24 protein-coding genes are annotated in these 25,300 nt (G+C 29.0%); 14 read left to right on the top strand and 10 right to left on the bottom strand.

Annotation, left to right across the window (positions count from 1 at the left end):
- Positions 1 to 5 precede the first annotated feature (5 nt).
- From smpB to sstT, 9 genes are read right to left on the bottom strand one after another with little or no spacing between them, the layout of a single operon-like run.
- Positions 6 to 461: an SsrA-binding protein SmpB gene (gene smpB / locus L8X38_RS00950; RefSeq protein WP_257399249.1), complete on the bottom strand. Its 456-nt coding sequence runs from the start codon at positions 459 to 461 to the stop codon at positions 6 to 8.
- Positions 461 to 1,216 (bottom strand): 4-(cytidine 5'-diphospho)-2-C-methyl-D-erythritol kinase, encoded by a 756-nt coding sequence (locus L8X38_RS00945; RefSeq protein ID WP_220566877.1) that lies wholly within the window; start codon positions 1,214 to 1,216, stop codon positions 461 to 463. Before L8X38_RS00945 ends, smpB begins: the two co-directional genes overlap by 1 nt.
- A complete protein-coding gene (gene csrA, locus L8X38_RS00940; protein ID WP_012661763.1) occupies positions 1,213 to 1,440 on the bottom strand; it encodes a carbon storage regulator CsrA in 228 nt (75 codons plus the stop codon). Before csrA ends, L8X38_RS00945 begins: the two co-directional genes overlap by 4 nt.
- Entirely contained in the window at positions 1,434 to 2,252 is an 819-nt protein-coding gene (gene truB / locus L8X38_RS00935; protein WP_220566876.1) for a tRNA pseudouridine(55) synthase TruB, read from the bottom strand. Before truB ends, csrA begins: the two co-directional genes overlap by 7 nt.
- Positions 2,249 to 4,312 (bottom strand): ATP-dependent helicase, encoded by a 2,064-nt coding sequence (locus L8X38_RS00930; protein ID WP_220566875.1) that lies wholly within the window; start codon positions 4,310 to 4,312, stop codon positions 2,249 to 2,251. Before L8X38_RS00930 ends, truB begins: the two co-directional genes overlap by 4 nt.
- Positions 4,309 to 4,755 (bottom strand): hypothetical protein, encoded by a 447-nt coding sequence (locus L8X38_RS00925; RefSeq protein ID WP_220566874.1) that lies wholly within the window; start codon positions 4,753 to 4,755, stop codon positions 4,309 to 4,311. The genes L8X38_RS00930 and L8X38_RS00925 overlap by 4 nt, the downstream gene beginning before the upstream one ends.
- A complete protein-coding gene (locus L8X38_RS00920) occupies positions 4,748 to 6,469 on the bottom strand; it encodes a M3 family oligoendopeptidase (protein WP_263661021.1) in 1,722 nt (573 codons plus the stop codon). The genes L8X38_RS00925 and L8X38_RS00920 overlap by 8 nt, the downstream gene beginning before the upstream one ends.
- 4 nt (positions 6,470 to 6,473) lie before the next feature.
- A complete protein-coding gene (locus tag L8X38_RS00915; RefSeq protein ID WP_263661020.1) occupies positions 6,474 to 7,352 on the bottom strand; it encodes an aspartate carbamoyltransferase catalytic subunit in 879 nt (292 codons plus the stop codon).
- A gap of 9 nt (positions 7,353 to 7,361) precedes the next feature.
- Positions 7,362 to 8,588, bottom strand: coding sequence for a serine/threonine transporter SstT (sstT, locus tag L8X38_RS00910; protein WP_263661018.1), 1,227 nt, complete (start codon positions 8,586 to 8,588; stop codon positions 7,362 to 7,364).
- A 129-nt stretch (positions 8,589 to 8,717) separates the two neighbouring features.
- On the opposite strand from sstT, the gene metK reads away from it, so the two are divergent.
- Positions 8,718 to 9,911, top strand: a complete 1,194-nt coding sequence (metK, locus tag L8X38_RS00905) for a methionine adenosyltransferase (RefSeq protein WP_263661017.1) — start codon at positions 8,718 to 8,720, stop codon at positions 9,909 to 9,911.
- A 10-nt stretch (positions 9,912 to 9,921) separates the two neighbouring features.
- On the opposite strand, the gene L8X38_RS00900 is transcribed toward metK, so the two are convergent.
- On the bottom strand, positions 9,922 to 11,244 hold the full coding sequence (locus L8X38_RS00900; protein ID WP_263661016.1) for an apolipoprotein N-acyltransferase: 1,323 nt from the start codon (positions 11,242 to 11,244) through the stop codon (positions 9,922 to 9,924).
- Here L8X38_RS00900 and yajC point away from each other — a divergent pair.
- The 13 genes from yajC to hpf all read left to right on the top strand — a co-directional run bounded on the left by yajC (position 11,214) and on the right by hpf (position 25,281).
- Positions 11,214 to 11,489 (top strand): preprotein translocase subunit YajC, encoded by a 276-nt coding sequence (gene yajC / locus L8X38_RS00895; protein WP_039618686.1) that lies wholly within the window; start codon positions 11,214 to 11,216, stop codon positions 11,487 to 11,489. The genes L8X38_RS00900 and yajC overlap by 31 nt on opposite strands.
- Complete coding sequence (secD, locus tag L8X38_RS00890; protein ID WP_039628546.1) at positions 11,482 to 13,062, top strand: protein translocase subunit SecD; 1,581 nt, start codon at positions 11,482 to 11,484, stop codon at positions 13,060 to 13,062. The genes yajC and secD overlap by 8 nt, the downstream gene beginning before the upstream one ends.
- On the top strand, positions 13,062 to 14,033 hold the full coding sequence (gene secF / locus L8X38_RS00885; protein ID WP_258107597.1) for a protein translocase subunit SecF: 972 nt from the start codon (positions 13,062 to 13,064) through the stop codon (positions 14,031 to 14,033). Before secD ends, secF begins: the two co-directional genes overlap by 1 nt.
- A gap of 2 nt (positions 14,034 to 14,035) precedes the next feature.
- Positions 14,036 to 14,377 carry a DUF6394 family protein gene (locus L8X38_RS00880; RefSeq protein WP_133318707.1) on the top strand — a complete coding sequence of 114 codons (342 nt, stop codon included), beginning with the start codon at positions 14,036 to 14,038 and terminating at the stop codon, positions 14,375 to 14,377.
- Positions 14,378 to 14,385: 8 nt separating this feature from the next.
- On the top strand, positions 14,386 to 16,815 hold the full coding sequence (gene leuS, locus L8X38_RS00875) for a leucine--tRNA ligase (protein WP_263661015.1): 2,430 nt from the start codon (positions 14,386 to 14,388) through the stop codon (positions 16,813 to 16,815).
- Entirely contained in the window at positions 16,812 to 17,309 is a 498-nt protein-coding gene (gene lptE / locus L8X38_RS00870) for an LPS assembly lipoprotein LptE (RefSeq protein WP_263661014.1), read from the top strand. Before leuS ends, lptE begins: the two co-directional genes overlap by 4 nt.
- Positions 17,310 to 18,677, top strand: a complete 1,368-nt coding sequence (locus L8X38_RS00865; RefSeq protein WP_263661013.1) for a hypothetical protein — start codon at positions 17,310 to 17,312, stop codon at positions 18,675 to 18,677.
- Between the two features lies 1 nt (position 18,678).
- The gene (locus L8X38_RS00860; RefSeq protein ID WP_263661012.1) at positions 18,679 to 19,848 is read left to right on the top strand and encodes a Mur ligase family protein; all 1,170 of its coding nucleotides are present in this window, start codon (positions 18,679 to 18,681) and stop codon (positions 19,846 to 19,848) included.
- Positions 19,835 to 20,746 (top strand): M23 family metallopeptidase, encoded by a 912-nt coding sequence (locus tag L8X38_RS00855; protein WP_243705623.1) that lies wholly within the window; start codon positions 19,835 to 19,837, stop codon positions 20,744 to 20,746. The genes L8X38_RS00860 and L8X38_RS00855 overlap by 14 nt, the downstream gene beginning before the upstream one ends.
- Positions 20,674 to 21,078 (top strand): bactofilin family protein, encoded by a 405-nt coding sequence (locus tag L8X38_RS00850; RefSeq protein ID WP_263661010.1) that lies wholly within the window; start codon positions 20,674 to 20,676, stop codon positions 21,076 to 21,078. Before L8X38_RS00855 ends, L8X38_RS00850 begins: the two co-directional genes overlap by 73 nt.
- Positions 21,068 to 24,007: a DEAD/DEAH box helicase gene (locus tag L8X38_RS00845; RefSeq protein WP_263661009.1), complete on the top strand. Its 2,940-nt coding sequence runs from the start codon at positions 21,068 to 21,070 to the stop codon at positions 24,005 to 24,007. The genes L8X38_RS00850 and L8X38_RS00845 overlap by 11 nt, the downstream gene beginning before the upstream one ends.
- A complete protein-coding gene (locus L8X38_RS00840) occupies positions 24,004 to 24,684 on the top strand; it encodes an endonuclease III domain-containing protein (RefSeq protein WP_263660125.1) in 681 nt (226 codons plus the stop codon). The genes L8X38_RS00845 and L8X38_RS00840 overlap by 4 nt, the downstream gene beginning before the upstream one ends.
- Positions 24,685 to 24,762: 78 nt before the next feature.
- Positions 24,763 to 25,281: a ribosome hibernation-promoting factor, HPF/YfiA family gene (gene hpf, locus L8X38_RS00835; protein WP_133318716.1), complete on the top strand. Its 519-nt coding sequence runs from the start codon at positions 24,763 to 24,765 to the stop codon at positions 25,279 to 25,281.
- Positions 25,282 to 25,300: the final 19 nt, after the last annotated feature.

Here is a 25,300-nt window from a genome sequence, read left to right as displayed (position 1 = left end):
CTTTTTTAATAATGATTTTTCATAGCAGCTCTTGCTTCAAGATCTGCTTGTTTTTTCTTTAAGCTTTCTCTTTTATCGTGTAAGTTTTTTCCTTTGGCTAAGGCTATTAAGACTTTTGCTTTATTTTTTTCATTAAAATAAAGTTCTAATGGCACTATAGTAAAGCCTTGGATGCTAATTTTACCAAAAAGCCTATCGATTTGCTTTTTATGCATTAAAAGTTTTCGCGCACCTTTTTCATCATGCTTATAAAAAGAATGTGTAGTGCTAAGATGAGAAATATGAGCATTAAGTAAGAAAATTTCACCTTTGATAATACGCACAAAAGAATCTTTCAAATTTGCTCTACTAGCTCTTAATGCCACTACTTCAGAACCTTTTAAAACAATACCTGCTTCAAATTTTTCCAAAATTTCATAATCAAAAAAAGCTTTTTTGTTTTTTACTATAGTTTTTTTCATCATTTAGCCTTAAAAACTCCACTTCCACTTCCACTTAAAAAATAAGCCTCATTAAGAAAAGTTTGCATTTTAGGATAAATTTTTACACAAGGAGCAAATAAGTCGTTTAAATCAGTATTTTTATACTCTAAAATTTCACTTGTTTTGAGTGTTTTGAGTGTTTTGGCTAAATTTAAATTCGCTGTTAAATCATATGAACTTTCATCAAATGCTTTATATACTTTTGCACTTGAGCATTCAATAGCTGGAAAAGTAAAATCAAGTTGGGCAAAATCATCTTCAAAATATTCTACAATCTCGCCACACCCGCTAACATTTGCACTATCATATCCGCTTAAAAAAAAGATTAAATCAGAGCCAAGGTTTTGGCAGATTTGTTTAAGTTGTTGTTGATTGAGTTTTAAATTTAAAGTTTCGTTGATCATTAATAAAAATACAACCGCATCGGTACTGCTTCCACCAAGGCCTCCACCTATGGGAATGTTTTTGGTAAGCTTTAAACTTTTGTCTTTAAAAAAATCATTTAATTCATTAGAAAAACCTAAATTTTCTAATTCTTTATAAGCTTTGTGTATGATGGTATCTTGAGTAAAATTTCCAGTGATTTCAAACCCTTCTTTGGTTTTTTCATCACTAAAGTTTAACTCATCAAAAATATCTTTTAACAAAACAAAGCGTGATTGTAATAAATGATAAGATCTTAAATCAATTCCTATGATTTTTAAAAAAATATTAGCTTTTGCGTAAGCTTTCATTTTTTAAGCTTTTTACTCAGATCGTCAAGTTTTATCGTTTCATCACTAATTGCATGTAAATTTTCACTTTTTACTTGCTCGATAAGCTCTTTGCGTAGTATCATTAAAGACTTTGGAGCTTCGATGCCTATTTTAGCATAGCCTTTGCCTGTTTGAACTACTTTGATTTCTATATCATCTCCGATTTTTATACTTTCATTTTCTTTTCTTGATAAAATTAACATTTTAATACCTTATTTAAATAATATTGCACTTGATTATCTTGGATAGAAATGATAGAAAAAAAATCTTTTTCTTCTAAAATATAGCTACCTTCTTCTTGAATTTCCAAATCGTCCAAAAATATTTTTTGTCCATTGTGTAATTTTTGGGGATATTTTATCGTATTTTTTCTAAGATTTAAATAAGCTAAAGGATTTAACTCTTTTTCATTCTCATAAAAAAACCCTCCCTCGCTTAAACGCTCTAATGAGCTTAGTGTGGCTTTAATACCAAGTTTTCTAGCAAATAATTCACAATAAGAGCGTATATAAGAACCCTCACTAACTGCTATTTCTATGGTTAAAAAGGGATGGCTATAGTGTAAAATTTTAGTATAAAAAATTTCCATAACACAAGGCTTTAAATTGACTTTAAAACCTCTTTTTGCAAGCTCATAAGAGCGCACCCCATCTATTTTTTTTGCACAAAATGCGGGTGGGGTGTAGGTGATTTTACCTAAAAGTTCATTTTTAATTTGTTCTAAAACTTTCTCTTCAAAAGGATTTATAAGATTGATTTCTTTGATATTTTGATTATCAAGGCTTAGTGAATGCGCACCTAGCCAAAGTGTTGCTTTATAAACTTTTGGATTTTTATCAAAAAAACGAAAAAGTTTTGTGTATTGATCAAAGGCTATGAGTAAAACACCTTTTGCAAAAGGATCAAGTGTTCCTGAAAAACCTGCTTTTTTATTTTTATATTTTTTCTTGAGTTTGCCTAAAAAAGCATTAGAACTCATACCGCTTGGTTTATAAGCTACAAAAAGTTTATTCATATCACTTTTTCCACAAAACTTGACATTATCATTCTTTCTATGCCTCCAAAATTAATCGTGAGTTTTTCTTCAGCACCTATTTTACTTACCCCAGTGACTCTGCCTATGCCAAAAATTTTATGTTTGATTAAATCGCCTTTTTTGTAGCAATTTTTTTGATGATCTAGTGTTAATTCTTTTTTGATTACATTGCTCTCGCCAAAAAATCTACTTTTTTCTAATCTTGTGCGACTTCCTTTATAAAATCTAGAATTAGCATAGCTTAAATAAAGTTTTTTCTTGGCCCTAGTGATTGCTACATAAGCAAGTCTTCTTTCTTCTTCTATATTGCTTGATTCGCTAGTGAGTGGAAAAAATCCTTCTTCTAAGCCTATGATAAAAACATAATCAAACTCAAGTCCTTTACTTGCATGAATACTCATAATACAAATACTTTCTTTATCAAGTCCATCTTGCTCATTAAGTAAAGAAATTTCATTTAAAATATCATCTAAGCCATTATAATTTCCATGAGTGATTTTATCTTTTAAGTTAGCATAAAGTTCATCTATGTTTAAAAGTTTATCTTCGCCTTCTGGGTTATCTTTGTAAAATTCTTTGATTTTAAATTCTTCTTCTAAGGCTAAAATCATTGCAAGTAAATCATCTTTTTCTTTGATTTTGTGTATGCTTAGTATGAATTTTTCTAATTCTTTGTCTGTTTTTTTGCTAAAAAATCCACTTCCTTGCAAAGCACATAGGCTTTCAAATAAAGACAAATGATTTTCTTTGGCATAATTTTCTAGCTTTTCTAAACTTGCATTACCAAAATTTCTTTTAGGGCGGTTGATAATGCGTTTAAAAGAATAATCGTCATTTAAATTTGAAAGTAATCTTAAATAAGAAATAATATCTTTAATCTCAGCTCTTTCATAAAAACGAATTCCACTTAGCAATTTAAAAGGAATTTTTTCTTTGCTAAAAGCTTCTTCAAGAGCACGAGATAGGGCGTTTACTCTATAAAGTATGGCTATTTCACTAGGATTAATCCCTGAGTTTAAAAGTTTTGAAACTTCTCTTGCAACCTTAAAGCTTTCAATTTTCTCATCATCATTTTGTAAAATTGTGATTTCTTCGCCCTCATCTTTGGTGCAAATTAAAGTTTTTCCTAGTCTTTTTCTATTATGTTCTATAAGCTCATTCGCAGCTTGCAAAATAGCGCTAGTTGAGCGATAATTTTGCTCTAATTTGACTAATTTTACATTGTTAAATTGTTCTTTGAAATTTAAGATATTTTCTATTTTAGCCCCGCGCCAACCATAAATACTTTGATCATCATCACCCACCACACAAATATTTTCATGAGACACGCAAAGTTTTTTTAGAATTTGATATTGTAAGGCATTAGTATCTTGATACTCATCTACTGTTATATAAGTATATTTTTGACTTTGCTCTTGTGCAAATTGTTCATCTTCTAAAATTTTATTAGTTAGCATGAGTAAATCATCAAAATCCATGAAATTATTTTGGATTAAAAAATGCTCATATTGCTCATATAAATGAATGATTTCTTCGTAATTTTTGTTTTTTTCATCTTTTAAAAATTCTAATTCTTTGCGTATTTCTTGAGCGCTTTTGCTTTGATTTTTAAAATTTGAAATATAAGCACCTATGCTTGCTAAAGAGCTTTGTAAATTTTCGCTAGCTAAATCTTTTAGTATTTTCTTTTTATCATCTGTATCGATAACGACAAAATTATTTGCTCTATTAATTCTTTCGCTATAAAGTCTTAAAAATAACAAACCAAATTTATGAAAAGTACATAAAAGGGGATTATGTAAATTTTGATCTTGTAAAAGTGCTAAGGCTCTTGTTTTCATTACATTAGCAGCTTTATTTGTAAAGGTTAGCGTGAGGGTATTTTGCGCAGGAATACCTACATGATCGATTAAATAGGCAAGTCTAGTGGTAATGGTTTTAGTCTTTCCACTACCTGCACCTGCTAGTATCAGCATAGCTCCATCAATATGCATGATAGCTTCTTTTTGGCTATCATTTAAACCTTCAAAAAAACTCATTTTTTAAATAAATCTTTATTGCTGGGATTGTTTAAAAAAGCATTCATGGATTTTTCTTTTAACTTTTGATCATTTTGCTTTTTAAAATAGTTTGAAAAATTGACAAAAATGATATTATCTTCAACTTGAATTTGAGTAATTGCCCCTAAATCCACTTTCACAAAGGTTGCAAAATCATCAGGCCCAAAACCTGCATGAAATTCTATATGCTCATTTGTTAAAACTATGGATTTAAAAGTATAACCACCAAGTGCAAAAAGACAATAAGGATTTTTACTCACTACATCTAATTCTGGTGGTAAAGGAGGTTCGAGTGTAACAAATTTAGTATTTACAATGATATTAAACTCAATATCTTCTTGGATTAAAATTTGCAAACATTCATAAATGCTTTTTTGCATTAAAGTTATAAAATTTTTATTATTTAAAATTTTATCAATCATTACTTAGCCTTAAAAATTCATCTACTAGTATCCTAACTTGCTCTAAGCCTATATTCCAAAATTCATCACTTTCTATATCAAAGCCAAACATAGCTACAAGTTCTTTTGGGCTTTTACTTCCCCCGCTACTTAAAAATTTGATATAAATTGAAGTAAAATTAGAGCATTTACCACTTTTATATAGACCATAGAGTGCTAAAACTAAAAGTTGTGCATAAGCATAAGCATAGCAGTAAAATGGAGAGTGTATAAAATGTGGTATATAAGAATACCAAAGAGCATAGTTTTTGGTTAAAACTACGCTATCTTGAAACATTTTTCTTGATTCTTCAAGCCAAATTTCACTTAGTTCTTGAGCGCTTAGTTCTTCTTTTTTAGCATGAAATCTGCGTTCAAAAGTAGTAAAATTAATTTGTCTATAAAGAGTAGCAAAAATATCTTCAATTTTTGCTGCATATAAAGATAAAAGCTCTTCTTTGTCTAAATTTTCTTTAATATAATCAAAAATCAACATTTCTGCAAACACTGAAGCAGTTTCTGCTGTAGTTAACGGTGTATCTTGATTTAAAAAACTTACTTTATAAGAAAGTTTTTGATGTATAGTGTGGCCTAGCTCATGTGCCAGGGTGAAAAGATCGCGTCTTTGGTTGGTATAGTTTAAAAGTATGAAAGGATGACTTAGCGGCGTGCTTGAGTGAGAAAATGCTCCACTTTGTTTAAATTCTTTAGGATAGATATCAATCCAATTATTCTCAAAAGCTTCTTTTGCTATCATATAAAAATCTTTAGAAAATTTTTCAAAGGCTTTTAAAACTATATCCTTTCCTTGATCAAAATCAACTTGCATTTCTTTTCCAATAGGTGCATAACGATCATAATCTTTTAACTTTTTATACCCTAGAATTTTTTTCTTTGCATTATAAAATTTAGAAACAATATCAAAGCTATTCTCGCTAGCACTAATAAGCGCATCAACACTTTTTTTAGAAATTTGATTTCTTATATGTCTTGGGGTTTCTGGACTTTCATAAGATCTTAACTCACAAATATTAGCAAGTTCACTTTTAATCATATTAAAAATATATACTAAAAGCTTGTTTTGTTTTTTTAAAGTTTTGCTAAAGCATTTTGAAGCTTTTTTTCTAATGTTTCTATCTTTATCATAAAGCTTGCTTAGAATTTCTTCCTCACTTAATTTTTGTCCTTCAAAATTAAATTTTAAAGCACTAAAGGTTTCATCAAATAATCTTGCAAATGCATTTGAACCTGTACTTGATAGAGTTAGGATAACTCTTTCTTCTTTTTTAGAAAGATTGTGTTTTTTGTGTTTGATAAGATTATTTAAATAAAACTCATAATCTTTGCAAAATGTGATGAAAGTTTTACTTTTTTCTTCTTTTAACTCGCAAAATTCAAGTTCAAAAAATAAAAGATTTTCTTCTATTTTTTTACTTAAATTTTCATATTTTGCATAAAAAGCACCTTTGGTAGTATCTTGAGCAAAATTTAAATACACATAGGTTAGTATGTGAGAAAGTTTTAAGATTAATTCTTCATAGTTTTTTAAAGCTTGCAAGAATTGCTCATTGCTTAAACTATGAAGATTATTTTCATATTGTTTTTTAAATTCACAAGCTTCATCTTGGGTTTTTTGTAAAAAAAGATTTAATTCTTGCTCATCTTTAAATAATGTACTTAAGTTCCAATTTTGCATGATTTTAGCTTTCTAAAATGAGTTTTTTTAATACAGCCATTCTAATGGCAACACCATTTTTAACTTGAGTTAAAACCTTACATCTTTTATCAGCCATTACTTCATCGCTAATATCGATATTTCTATGTACAGGACCAGGATGTAAGATAATGAGATTTTTATCTTTTATTAAATCTTTGCTAATACAAAAATCATTTGCATAATCTTTAAGCGATGCATAGGTTGGAATATTGTGTCTTTCAGTTTGTGTTCTAAGGCTCATGATAATATCTACATCATCAATAACTTCTTTTAGTTTATTTGTTTTTTTAATAGGATAATTTGGCATAAAATGAGGTGGGGCTACTAGGGTAATGTCTATACCAAAACGAGGTAATAATTCTAAATTTGAAGCAGCAACGCGTGAGTTTTTAATATCTCCTACTATGGCTATTTTTTTACCTTTGACATTATAATCAAAATGCTCCATTATGGTAAAAAGATCAAGTAAAGCTTGGGTAGGATGAGCGTGTTTACCATCACCTCCATTAACTATAGGACAATGAGTATAATTTGCTAAAGTATGAGGCACACCTGAGTTTTTGTGTCTAACTACAATAGCACTTGGTGCCATTGCATCTAAATTTGCAGCAGTATCAAAAAGTGTTTCGCCTTTGCTTGAACTACTTCTTGAAACATCTAATTTTAAAACTTTAGCACCTAGTCTTCTTGCGGCTGTTTCAAAGCTTGATTGAGTGCGTGTTGAATTTTCAAAGAAAATTGTTGTAACACTTTTTCCTTCTAAAAATGTACGCGGTTTTTCATCCAAAAATTCTTTTGCTTCTTTAAATAAAGCCAGGATTTCATCATCGTTAAAATCTTTTGTAGTAATTAAATGCCTCATAAGTCCTCCTTAAATTTTTAAATTAAGCTCATTATCTGAACAAATGGCACTAAATAAAACATCTGTTGAGCTATTTAATGCAGTTTCAACACTATCTTGGATAACCCCTATGATAAAACCAACCGCAACTACTTGCATAGCTATGTCATAATCAATATTAAACAAAGAGCAAGCAAGTGGTATAAGTAAGAGCGAACCTCCAGCAACCCCGCTAGCTCCACAAGCTGCAAATGCAGCTAAAACACTCAAAAGCATAGCTTGTAAAAAATTTATTTCAATACCTACTGTGTGAGCTGCTGCAAGACTTAGTATAGCTATAGTTACAGCTGCTCCTGCCATATTAATCGTAGCACCTAGTGGAATAGAAATGCTATATAGGTTATTGTTGATATTTAATTTGGAGCAAAGTGCCATATTTACAGGAATATTTGCTGCAGAACTTCTTGTGAAAAATGCAAAAACAGCGCTATGTTTTAAACAAATAAAAATCAAAGGATAAGGATTTTTCTTTGTATAAGCAAAGACAATTAAAGCATTAATCACAAAAGCTACAAAAAACATAGTCAAAACTAAAATTATTAATAATTTAACATAACTTAAAAGTCCTGCTGCTCCTGTTTGGGCAACTGAATTAGCCACAAGTCCAAAAATTCCAAAAGGAGCAAGCTTGACTATAAATTTAACAATTTTTAATACACCCTCATTTATATCAGTAAAAAGTTGTTTTGCATCATTAGAGCAATGTCTTAGAGCAAAACCTCCACCAATAGCCCAAGCTAATATGCTTAAATAATTTCCTGAAGATAAGGCATGGATCGGATTGTCTACTACTTGAAAAAGTAAGGTTTTAAATACTTCGCCTATATGCGCAGGGCTTGTAGTGGAAGCTTTTTCAACATTGGTTAATATTAATTCTACAGGAAAGACAAAACTTATACTAACTGCGCTTAAAGAAGCTAAAAAGGTTCCAAAAATATACAAGAAAATAATGTGTTTTATTTTCTCACTTCCATGATTAAATTCTTTTGTGCAAATGGTTGTTAAAATTAAAATAAAAACTAAAATTGGTGCTATAGCTTTTAACGCACCTGTAAATAAAGCACCAAAAATATTTGCAAAAATAGCTAAATCTTTAGAAAAAATACCTACTAAAATTCCTAAAACAATACCTATGCAAATTTGTAAAATAAGATTTCCATCTTTATAGCGTTTGATTGCATAAGAAAATAAACTCATTTCTTACCTTTTTTGTAGTGATAAATTTAAATTTATTCTAGCAAAGTAAAGCTTAAATAAGCTTTTTGATTTTTAAGTTAGCTTGTGTTAAAATAAAGCTAGAATTTTTTATGATAAGGAATATAAAATATGTATTTATTTACTTCTGAAGTTGTTAGCGCAGGACATCCTGATAAATGTGCTGATATTATAGCTGATTCTATAGTGGATGCTTTTTTAACTCATGATAAAGACTCAAGGGTTGCTAGTGAGGTTTTTGTAGCAGGAAATAAAGTAGTAATTGGTGGTGAGATTAAATCAAAATATAAATTAGAAAAACAAGATTATGAAAATATTGTAAAAAAAGCTCTAGCAGATATTGGTTACAATGGAAATCCGCATTTTAGCAAAAAACAATGTTTACACCCTGATGATTTAGATGTAATGGTATTTTTAAATGAGCAAAGTTCTGATATCAATCAAGGTGTTGATCAAGAAGATGGAGAGATTGGAGCAGGTGATCAAGGTATAATGTTTGGTTTTGCAAGCAATGAAGCAAAAGAATATATGCCAGCAGCTATTTCTTATGCTAGAATGCTTTGTGATAAAGTATATGAGTTTGCAAAAAACAATCCTGATAAACTTGGAGTAGATATTAAAACTCAAGTTACAATTGATTATGCAAATAAAGAAAATTTTGAAAATTGCAAACCTCAAAGTATCCATACTATTGTAGTTTCAGCTCCTTGTGTTGAAAGTATGAAAATAGAAGATTTAAGAGCTTTGGTGATGGATTTGATTTTGGATTCAAATTTACCAAAAGAGCTTTTTTGCCCAGAAAAAACAAGAATTTTAATCAACCCAACGGGAAAATATGTAAATCACAGCTCATTACATGATAGTGGTTTAACAGGAAGAAAACTCATAGTAGATAGCTTTGGTGGCTATGCTCCAATAGGAGGTGGTGCACAATCTTCTAAAGACTATACTAAGGTTGATAGAAGTGGACTTTATGCTGCAAGATGGCTTGCTAAAAATATCGTAGCAGCAGGGCTTGCTAAAAAATGTATAGTGCAACTTTCTTATGCTATAGGTGTGGCTAAACCAACTTCTGTAAGTGTGGATTGCATGGGAACAAATACAAGATTAGATGATGATATTTTAAGTGATTTTGTGATGAAAACTTTCCCATTAACTCCAAATTGGATTAAAAATAAATTCAATCTTGATAAACCAAGTAAAGATACTTTCATGTATGCTGATGTAGCTGCTCGTGGTCAAGTGGGTCAAGCTGATTATCCTTGGGAAAAATTAGACGCACTTGATGAATTTAAGGCATTATAAAATGAAGCTTTTAAGCTTCATTTTGCTTTAAAAGTTTTTCTTTTATCTTTAAAATCAATACTTCTTTTGGCTTAATTACCGCATTTTCTTTTCCATTAACTGCATGATATATACTTACATTATAATTATTTGCATAAAAACGCATTAGAAAATTTTGTAATTTATACTCACTTGAAAAATTAAACCAAGCATTGTTTGAAATAGCGATGATGATTTTTGAGTGTTTGTAAAGTTTTTCTTTTGTAGCTTCAAAGCAGATAGCATTAGTGATGAGCTGGTTATTTAGAGTGTATTGATTTAATTCTTTTCCTTTTGAAAATTCATCAATATTTAAAAGGTGTTTTTTAAAAAAGTTTTTAAATATAGGAATTTCTTCTCCAAAAGGTACAAGATAATGTTTGTTAAAAACTTGTATGTTGCCATTGTCAAATACATAAGTACTATTGTATAGATGATTAGGTGTAGTGCTTATAGCACCTGTGATGATGATGATTTGTTTTGATAAATCTTTTAAGGCTTGTAAATAACTTGGTGCTTTATTTAATGCAAAAGCAAAAGCAGTTTCAGGAAAAATAATTATTTCTTTACCTTCTTTTATAGTCTTGTTGATTTGATAAAATATATCTTTAGAATGAGTTTGTAAATTTTCTTGTATGAATTTTTGATCTTGGGAGATATTAGTTTGGATTAATTTATAGTCTAAATTTAGCGTTTGCGATTGTTTTTGATTATATTGAGCACCGATTAGAATAAGGATTAGAATAATTGCTGTTTTATAATATCTTGAAATATATTTTTCATAATAAAAATAAGCAATCAAAAACATAGCTATAATACCTTGGTAACTTGCATCAAAGATTCCATATACACTTAAAACACCCCAATTTAGCCAATCAAAGCCAAAAGGATGAATAAAACAAAGTAAAAAAATTCCACAAAGTCTTAAAAAATCATATTTAAGAAAAAAACATATAAAAAACAAAAATCCATAAATTAATCCAATTAAGATAATTTCTAAAGGAATTAAATAAGCTAAATTAAAATAAATTGATGATAAACCTATCCACCAAAACCATAAAATTCCTATAAAAAAACCGGTGTAAAAATATCCTGCTTTACTTTTGTTTCTTAGTAATAAAATTAAACCATATATGCTTAAAAACGGTGAGATAAATTCGAAAAGTAAATTTTCAAAAAAAGAAAAATAAATAAAATTTGACAATAAAAGTGCAGAAAAAAAGGCTTTTATTATTTTAAAAGTGGTAGAATTAGAATTTATGAACTTAAAAAAAAGGGGAAGAAATGGCAGAAAACGGAAATATTTGGACTTCATTGTTGCCTCTCATTGTGCTTTTTGCGATTTTTTATTTTTTGGTTATTAGACCACAACAAAAACAAGCAAAAGACCATAAGTTGATGGTTTCATCTTTAGAAAAAGGAGATAAAATCATCACAAATGGTGGGATAATTTGCGAGGTGGTAAAACCAGAAGAGGATTTTATCAAAGTTAAGCTTAATGATGAAAATGTAGTTGTAAAAATTTCTAGAGATTTTATAGCAAAGAAAATTGATGCGTAGTGGAAAAATTACTTATAGAAGTATTATTTTCTTTGTAGTTTTTCTTATAGGGCTTGTTTTTTCTATACCTTCTTTTATGCAAACCCAAAGTGGTGCTAAGATTAACCTAGGACTTGATTTGCAAGGTGGTTTGCATATGTTATTAGGTGTAGAAGTGGAAGAGGCAGTTAAGTCAAAGGTTAAATCCATAGCCTCTTCTCTTAGTTATTCTATCAATAAAGAAGATATTATTGTTGATAAAATCAAAGTAAATGATACTAGTATTGAATTTAGTTTATTGGATGAAAATGATGTAGCTAAGGTTGATTTGTTGTTAAAAGACATTAAAGGCTTGGCTATTACGCACGAAAATTTACACTACACACTTTCTTTAACCCAAGAAGAAATTAAATTAACTCATGAGCAAGCTATTTTGCAAGCTGTAGAAACAATTAGAAATAGACTTGATCAATTTGGTCTTGCAGAGCCAAATGTAGCAAGATCAGGTGAGGATAAAATTTTAGTCGAACTTCCAGGTATTAAAACTGCTGCAGATGAGGCTAGAGCTAGAGAACTTATTGCAAAAGCTGCACATTTGCAATTAATGGAAGTAGATGATGTTAGAATGGATCAGGTAAATAATCTTACTCCAGCTCAAGCTGCTGAATATGGAGATTTAATTTTTGAAGATGCAAAAAATCCTCAAATTAAATATCTAGTAAAATCTATACCTATTCTTGATGGCTCTATGCTAACAGATGCAAAAGTAGGTTTTGCGCAAAGTAATAATCTTCCTGTTATTAATTTTACCTTAAATTCAGAAGGTGCTAAAAAATTTGGAGACTATACAGGAAATAATGTAGGCAAACGCTTAGCTATAGTTTTAGATAATAAAGTATATTCAGCTCCAAGAATTAATGAAAGAATAGGTGGAGGTAGTGGTCAAATTAGTGGTAGCTTTACTGTTGAAGAAGCTCATGATGTGGCCATTGCTTTAAGAAGTGGGGCACTTTTAGCACCGGTTAAAATGCTTGAAAAAAGAAGTGTTGGACCATCTTTGGGTGCTGATAGTATTAAAATGAGTATGATAGCCCTAGCAGGTGCTTCTATATTAGTTATTGCATTTATGGTGATGTATTATGGTATAGCAGGAATTTTTGCTAATATTGCTTTAGTGGCAAATATTTTAGTGATTATTGCTGTAATGGCTATGTTTGGTGCAACCTTAACTTTACCTGGTATGGCAGGACTTGTGCTTACTGTAGGTATGGCAGTAGATTCTAATGTTATTATTAATGAAAGAATTAGGGAGTTATTGCGAGAGGGTGCTAGTATAAGGCAAAGTGTTGAAAATGGTTATAAGCATGCAATGAGCGCGATTTTAGATTCTAATATTACTTCGCTTATTACTTCAGTAGTACTTTATGCTTATGGAACAGGTGCGGTAAAAGGTTTTGCGGTGACTTTAAGCATTGGAATTTTAGTTTCAATGATTACTTCTATTGTTGGAACTCATGGTATGTTTGAAATGTTTATGAACCGTATGGAAAAAAGCAATAATACAAGATTATGGTTTGGATATAGGAGACCTTAATGCAATTTTTTAGTCAAAAGCATATTTATGATTTTATGAGAATGAGATTTGCAGCCATCTCTTTGTCTTTTATTTTATTTTTTGGTTCTATTTTTATCCTTTTTACTAAGGGTTTGAATTTTGGTATTGATTTTACCGGTGGAACTTTGATACAACTTCAATATGAGCAAAAAGCACCCTTGGCTGAAATTCGTAAAGCTTTATCTATAAATGAAAATTTAAAAGGAGCTAGTGTTACCGAATTTGGTAGTGCTAATGAAGTTATTATTCGTTTTTCAGGAAGTAGCGATAGCTTGGGAAGTGATATTGGAGTAAGTATTGCAAATTTGTTAAAAGATACAGGCAAATTTGAAGTGCGCCGCGTGGATGTAGTAGGTCCAAAAGTAGGAGATGAACTGCGTAATAAAGGTCTTATGGCGGTTGGAATTTCTTTGATTGCTATTTTGATTTATTTGGCAGTGAGATTTGAATGGCGTTTTGCTATGGCTTCTATTGTGTGTGAAATTCATGATATAGTCATTACTTTAGGTGCTATTGCATTATTTGAAATAGATGTAAATTTAGATATTTTGGCGGCTGTTTTAACTGTGCTTGGATATTCTTTAAATGATACGATTATTATTTTTGATAGGATTAGAGAAGGTGTTAAAACAAGTAAAAATTCAAAACTTGATTTAATTATTAATGAATCAGTTTCCGCAACTTTATCAAGAACTACTTTAACAACGGGTTTAACTTTAATCACTGTTGTAGTGCTTTATTTCTTTGGTGGATCTATGATAGAAGGTTTTGCTCTAACTATGATAGTGGGTATTGTGGCAGGTACTGCAAGTTCTATATTTGTAGCAAGTCCAGCACTTTTATGGTTCAAATTTAGTGTTACGCAGTATCGTCAAAAAGAATTAGAAAAAGTAAAGAAAAAACAAGAAAAAGAGAAATTAAGAGCGATGTATGAAAAAGGAACGGTGTAAAAATGAATTGGGGTAAGGTTATTTATATCTTTTTTGCTCTAATGAGCTTAACTACAACCGCAGGATTTTTATATGATCAAAATGAAGTTGCATTATTTATTGCAGCTTGTGTGAATTTAATTTCTACTTTATTGAAAATCGGAGTTAGAAATTTCTTAGCAGCTGAATTATTTGCTAGTTCTTTAGTGGCTGATTTGCATTTAATTCCAGCTTTTGCTTTAATACAAATTAATCCAGAAGCTAATGTTATGGTTTATACTTTAGCAATTGGTGCTTTGATAGCTAATATCTTTTCAATGATTTTAGTTATAGTTGATTCAGTAAAAAGTCAAGAAGAAAATTAGGAGTTAAAATGGCATATGAGGCAGGTAAAATAGAAAAAAAATGGCAAAAAATTTGGCAAGAAAAAGAATATTTTGAGCCAAAAGATGATTTTTCTTTACCAAAAAAATATATTTTATCTATGTTTCCATATCCAAGTGGTAGAATTCATATGGGACATGTGAGAAACTATAGCATAGGTGATGCTATGGCTAGATATTATAGAAAAAAAGGTTTTAATGTCTTACATCCTATAGGTTTTGATAGTTTTGGTATGCCTGCTGAAAATGCTGCGATAAAACACGGTATTCATCCTAAGAAATGGACTTATGAAAATATTGATTATATGCAAAATGAACTTGCTTCTTTGGGCTTTTCCTTTTCTAAAAAAAGAATGTTTGCTACTTCTGATCCTTTATATACTAAATTTGAGCAAGAATTTTTCATCAAAATGTATGAAAAAGGACTTGTTTATACTAAAGAAGCTGAAGTTAATTGGTGTGAGAATGATAAAACAGTCTTAGCAAATGAGCAAGTTGAAGATGGCAAATGTTGGCGTTGTGGACATGAAGTCATTAGAAAAAAAATGCCAGGATATTATGTAAAAATTACCGCTTATGCAGATGAATTATTGCAAGATCTTAAAAAATTAGAAGGAAAATGGCCAAGTCAGGTTTTGACTATGCAAGAAAATTGGATAGGTAAAAGCACAGGACTTAGTTTTGATTTTGATATAGAAGAAAATGATAAAATCAGTGCAAAAAAGATCAATGTTTTTACAACAAGAGCTGAGACTATTTATGGAGTGTCTTATATTGCTTTAGCACCTGATCATGAAATAGTAAACGAATTAATTGATAAAAAATTACTAGATCAAGATACTATCATAAAAATTCAAAATATACAAAATCAAACACCCCGCCAAAGACAAGCTGCACCAAAAGAAGGATATTTTTTAAATCTTCATGTAATCCATCCACTAAGTAAAGAAAAAATTCCTTTATGGGTAGCTAATTTTGTTTTAAGTGATTATGGTAGTGGGGCTGTTATGAGTGTGCCTGCTCATGATGAAAGAGATTATGAGTTTGCAAAAACTTATAATTTAGCTATAAAAAAAGTAATTTATAAAGATGAAAATGACGCACAATGTTACACTTTAAAAGAAGGTGTTTTAACCAATAGTGGCGAATTTGATCAATTAGAATGTAATGATGCTAGAGAAAAAATTAGTTTAAAAATTGAATCTTTGGGTATTGGTAAAAAGGTTACCAATTTTAAAATTCGTGATTGGGGTGTTTCTAGACAAAGATATTGGGGTGCTCCTATACCAATGATTAAGTGTAATTCTTGTGGCATAGTTCCTCAAAAAATAGAAAATTTACCTATTACCTTGCCTGAAGATGTGATTATAAATGGAGAGGGAAATCCACTTGATAAGCATGAAATATGGAAAGAGTGCATTTGTCTAAAATGTGGTAAAAAAGCACAAAAAGAAAGCGATACTTTAGATACTTTCTTTGAAAGTTCTTGGTATTTTGCGCGTTTTGCAAGTGATGATAAAACATGGCAAGAAAAAGCGGTAGATGAAAAAAGTGTTAATTATTGGATGAATGTTGATGAATATATTGGCGGGATTGAACATGCGATATTACATTTACTCTATGCTAGATTTTTCCAAAAAGCACTTAGAGATTTGGGTTATTTAAAAGATGATGAGCCTTTTAATAGACTTTTAACCCAAGGAATGGTCACTAAAGATGGTGCTAAGATGAGTAAATCTAAGGGTAATGTAGTAGATCCTGATTATATTATAGAAAAATATGGAGCAGATAGTGCAAGATTGTTTATATTGTTTGCTGCACCACCTGCTAAAGAACTTGAATGGAACGATAGTGCGCTAGAGGGTGCGTTTAAATTTATCAATAGGCTTTATGAAAAGGCTATGAGTTTAGAATGTGGAAAATTACAAGAAATTGATCATCAAAGTTTAAATAAAGAAGAAAAATATGCTAGATTAAAAGTATATGAAGCTTTGAAAAAATCTTTTGAAGTTTATGAAGAAAGTTTTGCCTTTAATACCTTAATAGCTGCATGTATGGAAGCTTTAAATGCCTTAAATGCTATAAATCATAAAGAAGTTTTAAAAGAAGCTTTTTATATTATTTTAAATATTTTAGAGCCTATTATCCCTCATGTTTGTTTTGAGCTTAGCGAGCATTTGTTTAAATGTGAAAATTTTAAAGTATTAAAAATAAAAGAAGAAGTTTTTGTAAAAGATAGTTTTAATATAGCTATTAGTGTTAATGGTAAAAAAAGAGCGCAGATTGAAATAAATTCAGAGGCTAAAGAAGATGAGATTTTAGCTTTGGCTAAAGAAAATGTTGCAAAATGGCTAGAAGGAAAAACCATTGTAAAAGAAATTTATATTGATAAGAAATTGGTAAATTTGGTGGTTAAATGAAAAAATATTTAATATCTTTTTTTGCTTTTTTTATTATATCTTGTGGATATATCCCATCATCTCAAATGGCAAGTAGGGTTTTGGGTGAAAATGTATTTTTGAAAATCAATATTAGTAAACAAGATCCCGAAAATAGTGTTTATATAACAGATATTTTAAGAGAAGCTATGCTTAATAAGCTTGGCAGAAAAGTCATAGATGAGCATAATGCAGATAGTTCTATTATAGTTACGATGAAAAAGTTAGAATTTCATCCTATGGTGTATGATAGAAATGGTTATGTAGTTAATTATAAAGCAGAGCTTTACTTGGAATTTCTTATGCGTTATAAAAATGGTAAAGAAGAAGTTGTAAATACCAAGGGAAGTTATAATTTTGATATTAATCCAAATTCTATTATTAGCGATCAAGCTAGATTTGAAGCAATTAAAAATGCATCAAGTGAGGCTTTTGATGAATTTGTTTCTATCATAGCTATTAGGGGTTATAAATAAATGGCAAGTCATATCAATGAGATCGCAAAAGAAACATTGATAAAATTAAAAGAGCGTAAGTTGCATCCAACTCCTGAAAATTATAGTGAGGTATTTGAAGAATGTGCTAAAAAAGCGGGAGTGATGAGTTTTAATAAAGCAAGGATAGAAAAATATACTAATCTTTTAGATGATATTTATAAGCAAGAGCTAAAAGGAAAAAGTATTCGAACTATTGATGAGTTTTTGATGTTTTTAGTTTCTAGGCTTAATAGGCAAGTAAGTAGAAAATATGAAGATGTTTATGCTTTGCTTGATTTGATTGTGCATCAGCTTAGTATTAGCAAAGATAAAAAAATCAAAGAACTAGCAAAAATTACTCAACACAGATTATCTCAAGCTATGGATTTAGAAACCATATATCTTTTAAGAGCTAAATGGAGAGAGCTTGAAAAATCTTATGAGGATTATGAGCTTTTAAAAAAATTAGAAGAATTTAATATTCGAGCGTTTTTGGATTTTCACACTTTAGTTGAAAAACTCATTGTTATGTTAAAGGAGAGATCTTATGAGAAGCAGGCTGAACTTTTACTAGCTTCTTTGGAGTCTTTGTTTGGAGCAAGTAAAGAGCTTGAGCAGTTTAAACAAAATTTAAAAGAAAATCCTAAATTAATTGCCAGGAAAGAATTTGCACATGAGTATTATTTAATGTTGCAAAAAAAAGAAGCAACAGATAAATATTATATACAAAAAAACCTTTCTTTTTTTAATCAGCACTTAGAAAGCTTAAATGAAATGGTATCAAAGCTTTATGATAACAGCCAAGAAGATGTGAAATTTATTAATGCTTTAACTAAAGATGAAAATGGTAATGTTCAAATTAATTTTGATACACTAAAAGATAAACTTTTGTATGCAAACGAGCAAATAGTGCAAATTAAAACTCAAATTCAAGCTACAAGTGATGATGAGCAAAGAGAGCAGTGGAGTCTTGCTCAAGAACTTAAAAAACTTGATGAAAACTATAAGCTTTATGCTGTTAATTATGCATTATGTTTTTTTAAAATTAATAATATAGAGCATGTTATTAATGTTTATGGTGTTGATAGTTTTAAGGCAATTAGTGGAAAGTTTAAAAAGATACTTAAAGATTTATGTAAAGATATGGGTGAAATTTGGATTTTAGATGAAAGTTCTTATTTGGTTATACTTCCAGGTAAAAATTTAGAAAGTGCTCAGATTTTTATAGAAAAAGCCTTAAAGCTTATAGATGATTATAAATTCATTTATAAAGAAGAAGTAGTTAAACTTATTTTATCATCTTCTTGCATAGAAAAAAAAGAATTTCCAGATGGTGATATTTTAAAAGAATTAATCCAAAAAGCTTAGCATGAAATTTCAACAAACACTTTCACAAAAAACTATGTATGTGCAAAAAATTAGTAGATTTTTTATGTTTAGCATGTATGAGAAGTATAAAAAATTTATTCCAAAAACTAAAAATATCCAAATTATTGGCACTAATGGTAAAGGAAGTACGGGTAGATTTTTAGCGCTTTTACTTTTAGAGCAAGGATATAAAGTAGGTCATTATACAAGTCCACATATTTTTGAATTTAATGAAAGATTTTGGTTAAATGGCAAAATTGCAAGCAATGAACTTTTAGAAAAAGCGCATGAAAAACTAGAAAGTGTTTTTTTGGAAGATGTGAAAAAACTTAGTTATTTTGAATACGCTACTTTTTTAGCTTTTTTTATTTTTAAAGATTGTGATTATGTGATTTTAGAAGCCGGAGTAGGTGGGGAGTATGATGCGACAAGTGTTTTTGAAATAGATTTTAGTATTTTTACTAAAATAGGATTTGATCATCAAGATTTATTAGGTAAAAATTTAGAAGAAATAGCAAGAACAAAATTAAAAGCCATGAGTGCCAAAGCTTTAATTAATCATAAGCAAGAAGCAAAAGTATTAAATTTGGCTCAAAAAATAGCAAATTTAAAACGAGCTAGTTTAAGTATCAGTTTGCTAGAAAAAAATAATTTTATTTATCCTTATGTACAAGAATATATTCAAAAATATAATTTTGCGACTTTTTTAAAAGATAATCTTTTTTTAGCTTTAGAAGCTTTTTCTAAAATTTGTGCTAAAAATGAAAAAGAATTAATTCAAAGTATCAAAAATCTACCAAAACTTGATTTAAAAGGAAGGTGCGAGCAAATAAGTCAAAATATTTTTATTGATGTAGGACATAATGAAATGGCGGCTTTAGCTTTAGTTGAAATTTTCAAGGAAAAAAAAGTTCATTTAGTTTATAATTGCTTTTTAGATAAAGATTCTTATAAAATTTTAAAGGTTTTAAAACCTATAATAAAAATAGTTGAAATTTATGATTATGAAAGTAAAGATAGACCTTTGGCGGGTTCTGTTTTGCTAGAAAATTTAGAAAAATTAGATATTGTTTATCAAAAATTTGAACAAATAAAAAAAGATGAGTTATATTTAGTTTTTGGTTCTTTTGTATTGGTAGAAAAATTTTTAAGAGGCTATAATGAAAGATAAATTTACGCTAACTATTACAGATGTAAATGGTTCTAGACATTTTTTATTAAGTCAGATTATAAAAAAAGTAATAATTTATTTTACTACTTTTGTTTTTGTTGTTATAGTTTTAGGTGCTTTATATATTAATTATCTAGCAGATAAGCGTTCAGAGCTTTTAAAAGAACAAGAAATATTATCTTCAAAGAATACTAAATTGTTTTCTCAAAATGAGAGTATGCAAAAAAGTTTAGAGGAAAAAACAGCCTTATATGATGAACTCCAAACCCAACTTGCAGATATTGAGGATAATTTAGGCTTAAAGCAAGATGAAAGTTTAGATATACCAGAAAGATTAGAAAAAGTCAAACTTACTAATGATCAAGCTTATTTATTTTTAACACAAATTCCAAATGGTCATGTGATAGAAGATAATGGAGTCACAGGTAATTTCGGATGGCGTCATCATCCTATATTAAATAAAAAAGAATTTCATCCAGGTATTGATTTAAGAGCAGCTTTAAAAACTCCTATTTATGCGCCTGCAAATGGAGTGGTTGAATACGCTGCATATAGCAATAATGGCTATGGTTACTCAGTGATTTTGATCCATAATTTTGGTTTTAAAACGGTTTATGCGCATATGACGCGTCAGGATGTTGTCAAAGCAGGGCAATTTGTAAAAAAAGGTGATTTGTTGGGTTATACAGGAAATACAGGTCTTTCTACGGGGCCGCATTTGCATTATGAGGTTAGATTTATTAATAAACTTTTAGATCCTAAGATTTTTATAGATTTAAACCGAAAAAACTATGAACAAATTTTTGAAAAAGAAAGGAGAGTGCCATGGCAATCTTTAATAAAGGCTCTATTGCTGCAGTATCCGAAACTACAGTCATTTCAAACGGAGCAAAAATAGAAGGAAAATTTTATTTTGATTCTATGCTTCATTTAGATGGAGAAATTACAGGAGTAATTAATTCTTCTAATGTGATAGTGATAGGTAAAAGTGGTGTTTTAAAAGGACAAGTTAAGGCAAGTAAAATAGTAATCAATGGAGTTTTTGAGGGAGAAATGCAAGTTGATTCTTTAGAAATTTTATCTGGCGGTGTGCTTAATGGTAATATCATAGTTAAACAATTAAGTATTGAAAATGGTGGGAAATTTAACGGAAGTAGTAAAATAATTGAAAAAGAAGAAGAGTTTGCAACTATTGATGTGAGTATAGAAAATTCAGAAAATGCAAGCTAAATTATATGAATATTTATTAAGTAATAAAACTGAGTTAATAATTTGTGAGAATGATAAAGAAGCAGATGAATTAGCTCAAGTTTGCTTATTTTTAAAATTAAAAACTTTTATTTTACCTGATTTTAGAGCAGAATTTGGTAGCGATTTACGCTCTTTTTCTAAAGAACTTTTTGAAATTTGTAAAGTATTAAATGCTTATCATAAAGAAAATGAAAATAAAATTTTAATATCTCCTATAAAAACAATTTTGCAAAAGTTACCAGGTAAAAAGCATCTAAAAAACATTATTCTTAAAAGAAATTCACTTCTTGCTTTAGAGAAATTTAAAGAAGAAATTTTACATAGTGGATATGAGTTTGTAGATATAGTTCAAGATAAGGGTGAAATTTCAATACGCGGGGATATTATAGATATTTTTGCGATTAATGAAGAACAACCTTTCAGAATTTTACTTTTTTCAGATGAGATAGAAAGTATAAGATATTTTGATATACATACACAAAAATCAATCCCTACTGAACTCTCCAATATAGAAATTTGTCCTTTTTTGAGTGCTTTTAGTCAAGAGCAATATGAAAATTTACAAGAAAAAATTCAAAATTTCCAAAGTCAAAGCATTATAAATGATGTTAATTCTTTAGGTTTTTGGTGTGTTGATGATTTTTGTGATTATTTAGATTTAAATTTTGTAAGCATAAAAAAATTTGATGTAAATGATTTTGAAGAAGATATTAGTAAAATCAATCAAAATATTTTACCCGAACCAAAATTTTATAAAGATTTGGTAAGTTCTTATAATTATGATTTTTTCACTTTTCACAAAGATAAAAAAATTATTATTTTAGCAAAAAATGAAGCTTTGTTTAAAGCTTTAAATTTACAAGAATTTTCAAATATTAAATTAAAAATATCCCAAGAAAGAATTAATTTAAGTACTCAAGATGAGCTTATCATATCTTTAAATAAAAAAGAAAAAAATAAAAGAGTTAGAAAAGCAAGTTTGGTAATAGATGAACTTAGAGTTGGGGATTTTGTTGTGCATGAAGATTATGGTGTAGCTAAATTTTTAGGTCTTGAGATTATTGCAATAGCAGGAGCAAAAAAAGAATTTGTCGCTCTTGGGTATTTAAATAACGATAAGCTTTTATTACCTGTTGAAAATTTATATATGATTGATAAATATATCGGTGCAAGTGGTGGCGTGCCTTTACTTGATAAGCTTGGAAAAGGAAGTTTTTTAAAAATCAAGGAAAGATTAAAAGAAAAATTATTTGCCATTGCTTCAAATATAGTTTCTTTAGCAGCGGCTAGAGCTTTGATAAAAGCAAAAGAATTAAAAATTTCTCAAGAATTACAAGATGAATTTATCAATAAGGCAGGATTTTTTTACACTAAAGATCAAAGTCAAGTTTGTCAAGAAATCACTCAAGATTTAAAAAGTATGCAGGTGATGGATAGGCTTTTAAGTGGCGATGTGGGTTTTGGTAAAACAGAAGTTGCTATGAATGCTATATTTACTTGTGTAAAAAGTGGTTATACGGCTTTATTTTTTGTGCCAACTACTTTGCTTTCAGCCCAGCATTTTAAAACCTTAAAACGAAGATTTGATTCTTTTGATATAGAGGTTTTTAAGCTAGATCGTTTTGCTAGTGCTAAAGAAAAAAAACAAGTTTTAGCATTTTTAAAAGAAAATAAGCCTTGTGTAGTGGTTGGAACGCATTCTCTTTTAGGGGTTGAGTGTGAAAATTTGGGTTTAGTCGTGATAGATGAGGAGCATAAATTTGGTGTAAAACAAAAAGAAAAACTCAAAGAACTAAGTAAAAATTCACATATTCTATCTATGTCAGCAACGCCTATACCAAGAAGTTTAAATCAGGCTCTTAGTTCTTTAAAATCATATAGTGTTTTACAAACTCCACCTGAGGATCGTTTGGATGTGCGTACCTTTGTTAGAGAAAGTAGTGATGCTTTGGTTAAAGAAGCTATTTCAAGAGAATTAAGAAGAGCAGGACAGGTTTTTTATATACACAATCATATAGCAAGTATTGATGGATGTAAAAAATATCTTTTAGATTTGTTTCCAAATTTAAAAATTTTAATCTTGCATTCTAAAATTGATGCAAAAATTACTGAAGAAGAAATGATTAAATTCGAAAATAAAGAATATGATTTATTGCTTTGTACTTCTATAGTTGAAAGTGGTATTGATTTGGCAAATGCAAACACTATTATAGTAGAAAATTCAGATCGCTTTGGTATGGCTGATTTACACCAACTTAGAGGAAGAGTAGGGCGTAGTGCCAAGCAAGGATATTGTTATTTTTTGATTGAAGATAAGGAAAAAATCACAAAAGATTCTTTAAAAAGACTTACGAGTTTAGAGAGTAATTCTTATTTAGGTTCAGGAAGCGTGCTTGCTTATCATGATTTAGAAATTCGTGGTGGTGGAAATTTATTAGGTGTGGATCAAAGTGGACATATAGAACAAATTGGTTATAGTTTGTATCTTAAAATGTTAGAAGATGAGATTAATAAATTAAGTAAAAAAGAAGAAATTAAAGAGAAAAAAATAGATCTAAAGCTTAATATCAATGCTTTTTTAAATAGTGAGTATATTAGTGAAGATCGTTTGAGATTAGAACTTTACAGAAGACTTAGTAAGTGTATGAGTGCTAATGAAGTTTATGAGATAGAAAGTGAGATGAATGATCGTTTTGGAAGGCCTGATATCTTCACAAAGCAGTTTTTGGATTTAATCATCATAAAAATTTTAGCTAGCAAACATTATAAATTAGTGAGCAATTATGAACAAAATATTTGTTTTGTAAAAGATGATGAGAGCAAAGAAGTCATTAAAGCAAAAAGTAAAGACGATGATGATGTAATTGAGGCTATTTTGATGCATTTAAGAAAGAGTGAAAAAGCATGAGTGGATATGAAATTTTTAAAGCTTTAGTTAATGCAAATATTGATTATAAAGATTTTGAATGGCTAGAAAATAATACTTTAAGTGAGTTTGAAATTTTAATTTCTGTAGTTTTAACTCAAAATACAAACTGGAAAAATGTATTGAAAGCTTTGATAAATTTAAAACAAGCAAATATTACTAAGATAGAAGATTTATTAAATTTAAATACCCAAGATTTAGCGTTTTTAATAAAGCCAAGTGGATTTTATAATACTAAGGCAAAATATATTAAAAATTTTACTCAAAAATATTTTCAATATTTTAATTCTTTTGAGCTTTTTAAAGAAGAAGTTGATAGAGAATGGCTTTTGGATATTAAGGGTTTTGGTCAAGAAAGTGCTGATGGAATTTTAAATTATATATGCAAAAAAGAAGTTTTAGTAGTTGATGCTTATAGTGCAAAAATAGCTAATTATTTAGGCTATGAGTGTCAAAGTTATGATGAGTTGGCAGATTTTTTAAAAAAAGACATAGCTAAAAATCAACAAGAATTGTGTGTTTTATTAAAAAAAGAATGTAAATTATATGAGCTTTATCAAATTTTTCATGCTTTAATTGTTTCTTTTTGTAAAACACACTTTCAAGGTAAAAAACTTTCAGAGGATGGTGTGCTTATTCTAGATCCTTTAAAATTTTAAATTTATTTTTTATTTAAAAAGTTATTTTTTTACGATTAAAGTGCTATAATGTATTTAACTTCATAAAAAGGAGAAGTAATGAATACAAGTATAGTTGGAAAGCAATTTGAGCTAACTGAGTCTATAAAAGAGTATGTGGAAAAAAGCTTTGATGCTTTAAGTAAATATGGCTTAGATGTGATTTCTGCGCGTTGTGTTATAAGTGCTGATGAAAGGCATGGAAAGAAAGGATTTTGGGCTGAATTTAGCATTAATCTAGCCGGTATTAATACAGTGGTTGTAAAGCAAAAAGATAAAGACTTATATGCTGCTATAGATTTAGCTATTGATAGAATTTCTAAGGTTTTAAGAAGATTGCATGATAAAAATATTACCCATAAACATCAAGATGAGATAAAAGAAAATTTAGTATTACCGAGCTTGATTGAGGAAGATGAGATAGTTCCAACAGAACTTGAGCTATATAAGCCTTTGGAAATTGAAGAAGCATTGGAAAAATTAAAAGCAAGTAAAGATATATTTTTAGTTTTTAATGACATAGATGCAAAAATGAGGGTGTTATATAAGAAAAAAGATGGTAAATTTGGTTTATTTTAATAAAAATCTAGCCTTTTTT

Source organism: Campylobacter sp. CNRCH_2014_2452 (genome assembly GCF_025772865.1).
GTDB lineage: Bacteria > Campylobacterota > Campylobacteria > Campylobacterales > Campylobacteraceae > Campylobacter_D > Campylobacter_D lari_D.
This window is presented reverse-complemented; position numbering and strand designations above follow the sequence as displayed.

What these genes read in the sequence shown, in the direction of transcription:
- smpB (WP_257399249.1), bottom strand. Translation starts at nt 461, where the DNA reads ATGAAAAAAACTATAGTAAAAAACAAAAAAGCTTTTTTTGATTATGAA.
- L8X38_RS00945 (WP_220566877.1), bottom strand. Translation starts at nt 1,216, where the DNA reads ATGAAAGCTTACGCAAAAGCTAATATTTTTTTAAAAATCATAGGAATT.
- csrA (WP_012661763.1), bottom strand. Translation starts at nt 1,440, where the DNA reads ATGTTAATTTTATCAAGAAAAGAAAATGAAAGTATAAAAATCGGAGAT.
- truB (WP_220566876.1), bottom strand. Translation starts at nt 2,252, where the DNA reads ATGAATAAACTTTTTGTAGCTTATAAACCAAGCGGTATGAGTTCTAAT.
- L8X38_RS00930 (WP_220566875.1), bottom strand. Translation starts at nt 4,312, where the DNA reads ATGAGTTTTTTTGAAGGTTTAAATGATAGCCAAAAAGAAGCTATCATG.
- L8X38_RS00925 (WP_220566874.1), bottom strand. Translation starts at nt 4,755, where the DNA reads ATGATTGATAAAATTTTAAATAATAAAAATTTTATAACTTTAATGCAA.
- L8X38_RS00920 (WP_263661021.1), bottom strand. Translation starts at nt 6,469, where the DNA reads ATGCAAAATTGGAACTTAAGTACATTATTTAAAGATGAGCAAGAATTA.
- L8X38_RS00915 (WP_263661020.1), bottom strand. Translation starts at nt 7,352, where the DNA reads ATGAGGCATTTAATTACTACAAAAGATTTTAACGATGATGAAATCCTG.
- sstT (WP_263661018.1), bottom strand. Translation starts at nt 8,588, where the DNA reads ATGAGTTTATTTTCTTATGCAATCAAACGCTATAAAGATGGAAATCTT.
- metK (WP_263661017.1), top strand. Translation starts at nt 8,718, where the DNA reads ATGTATTTATTTACTTCTGAAGTTGTTAGCGCAGGACATCCTGATAAA.
- yajC (WP_039618686.1), top strand. Translation starts at nt 11,214, where the DNA reads ATGGCAGAAAACGGAAATATTTGGACTTCATTGTTGCCTCTCATTGTG.
- L8X38_RS00900 (WP_263661016.1), bottom strand. Translation starts at nt 11,244, where the DNA reads ATGAAGTCCAAATATTTCCGTTTTCTGCCATTTCTTCCCCTTTTTTTT.
- secD (WP_039628546.1), top strand. Translation starts at nt 11,482, where the DNA reads ATGCGTAGTGGAAAAATTACTTATAGAAGTATTATTTTCTTTGTAGTT.
- secF (WP_258107597.1), top strand. Translation starts at nt 13,062, where the DNA reads ATGCAATTTTTTAGTCAAAAGCATATTTATGATTTTATGAGAATGAGA.
- L8X38_RS00880 (WP_133318707.1), top strand. Translation starts at nt 14,036, where the DNA reads ATGAATTGGGGTAAGGTTATTTATATCTTTTTTGCTCTAATGAGCTTA.
- leuS (WP_263661015.1), top strand. Translation starts at nt 14,386, where the DNA reads ATGGCATATGAGGCAGGTAAAATAGAAAAAAAATGGCAAAAAATTTGG.
- lptE (WP_263661014.1), top strand. Translation starts at nt 16,812, where the DNA reads ATGAAAAAATATTTAATATCTTTTTTTGCTTTTTTTATTATATCTTGT.
- L8X38_RS00865 (WP_263661013.1), top strand. Translation starts at nt 17,310, where the DNA reads ATGGCAAGTCATATCAATGAGATCGCAAAAGAAACATTGATAAAATTA.
- L8X38_RS00860 (WP_263661012.1), top strand. Translation starts at nt 18,679, where the DNA reads ATGAAATTTCAACAAACACTTTCACAAAAAACTATGTATGTGCAAAAA.
- L8X38_RS00850 (WP_263661010.1), top strand. Translation starts at nt 20,674, where the DNA reads ATGGCAATCTTTAATAAAGGCTCTATTGCTGCAGTATCCGAAACTACA.
- L8X38_RS00845 (WP_263661009.1), top strand. Translation starts at nt 21,068, where the DNA reads ATGCAAGCTAAATTATATGAATATTTATTAAGTAATAAAACTGAGTTA.
- L8X38_RS00840 (WP_263660125.1), top strand. Translation starts at nt 24,004, where the DNA reads ATGAGTGGATATGAAATTTTTAAAGCTTTAGTTAATGCAAATATTGAT.
- hpf (WP_133318716.1), top strand. Translation starts at nt 24,763, where the DNA reads ATGAATACAAGTATAGTTGGAAAGCAATTTGAGCTAACTGAGTCTATA.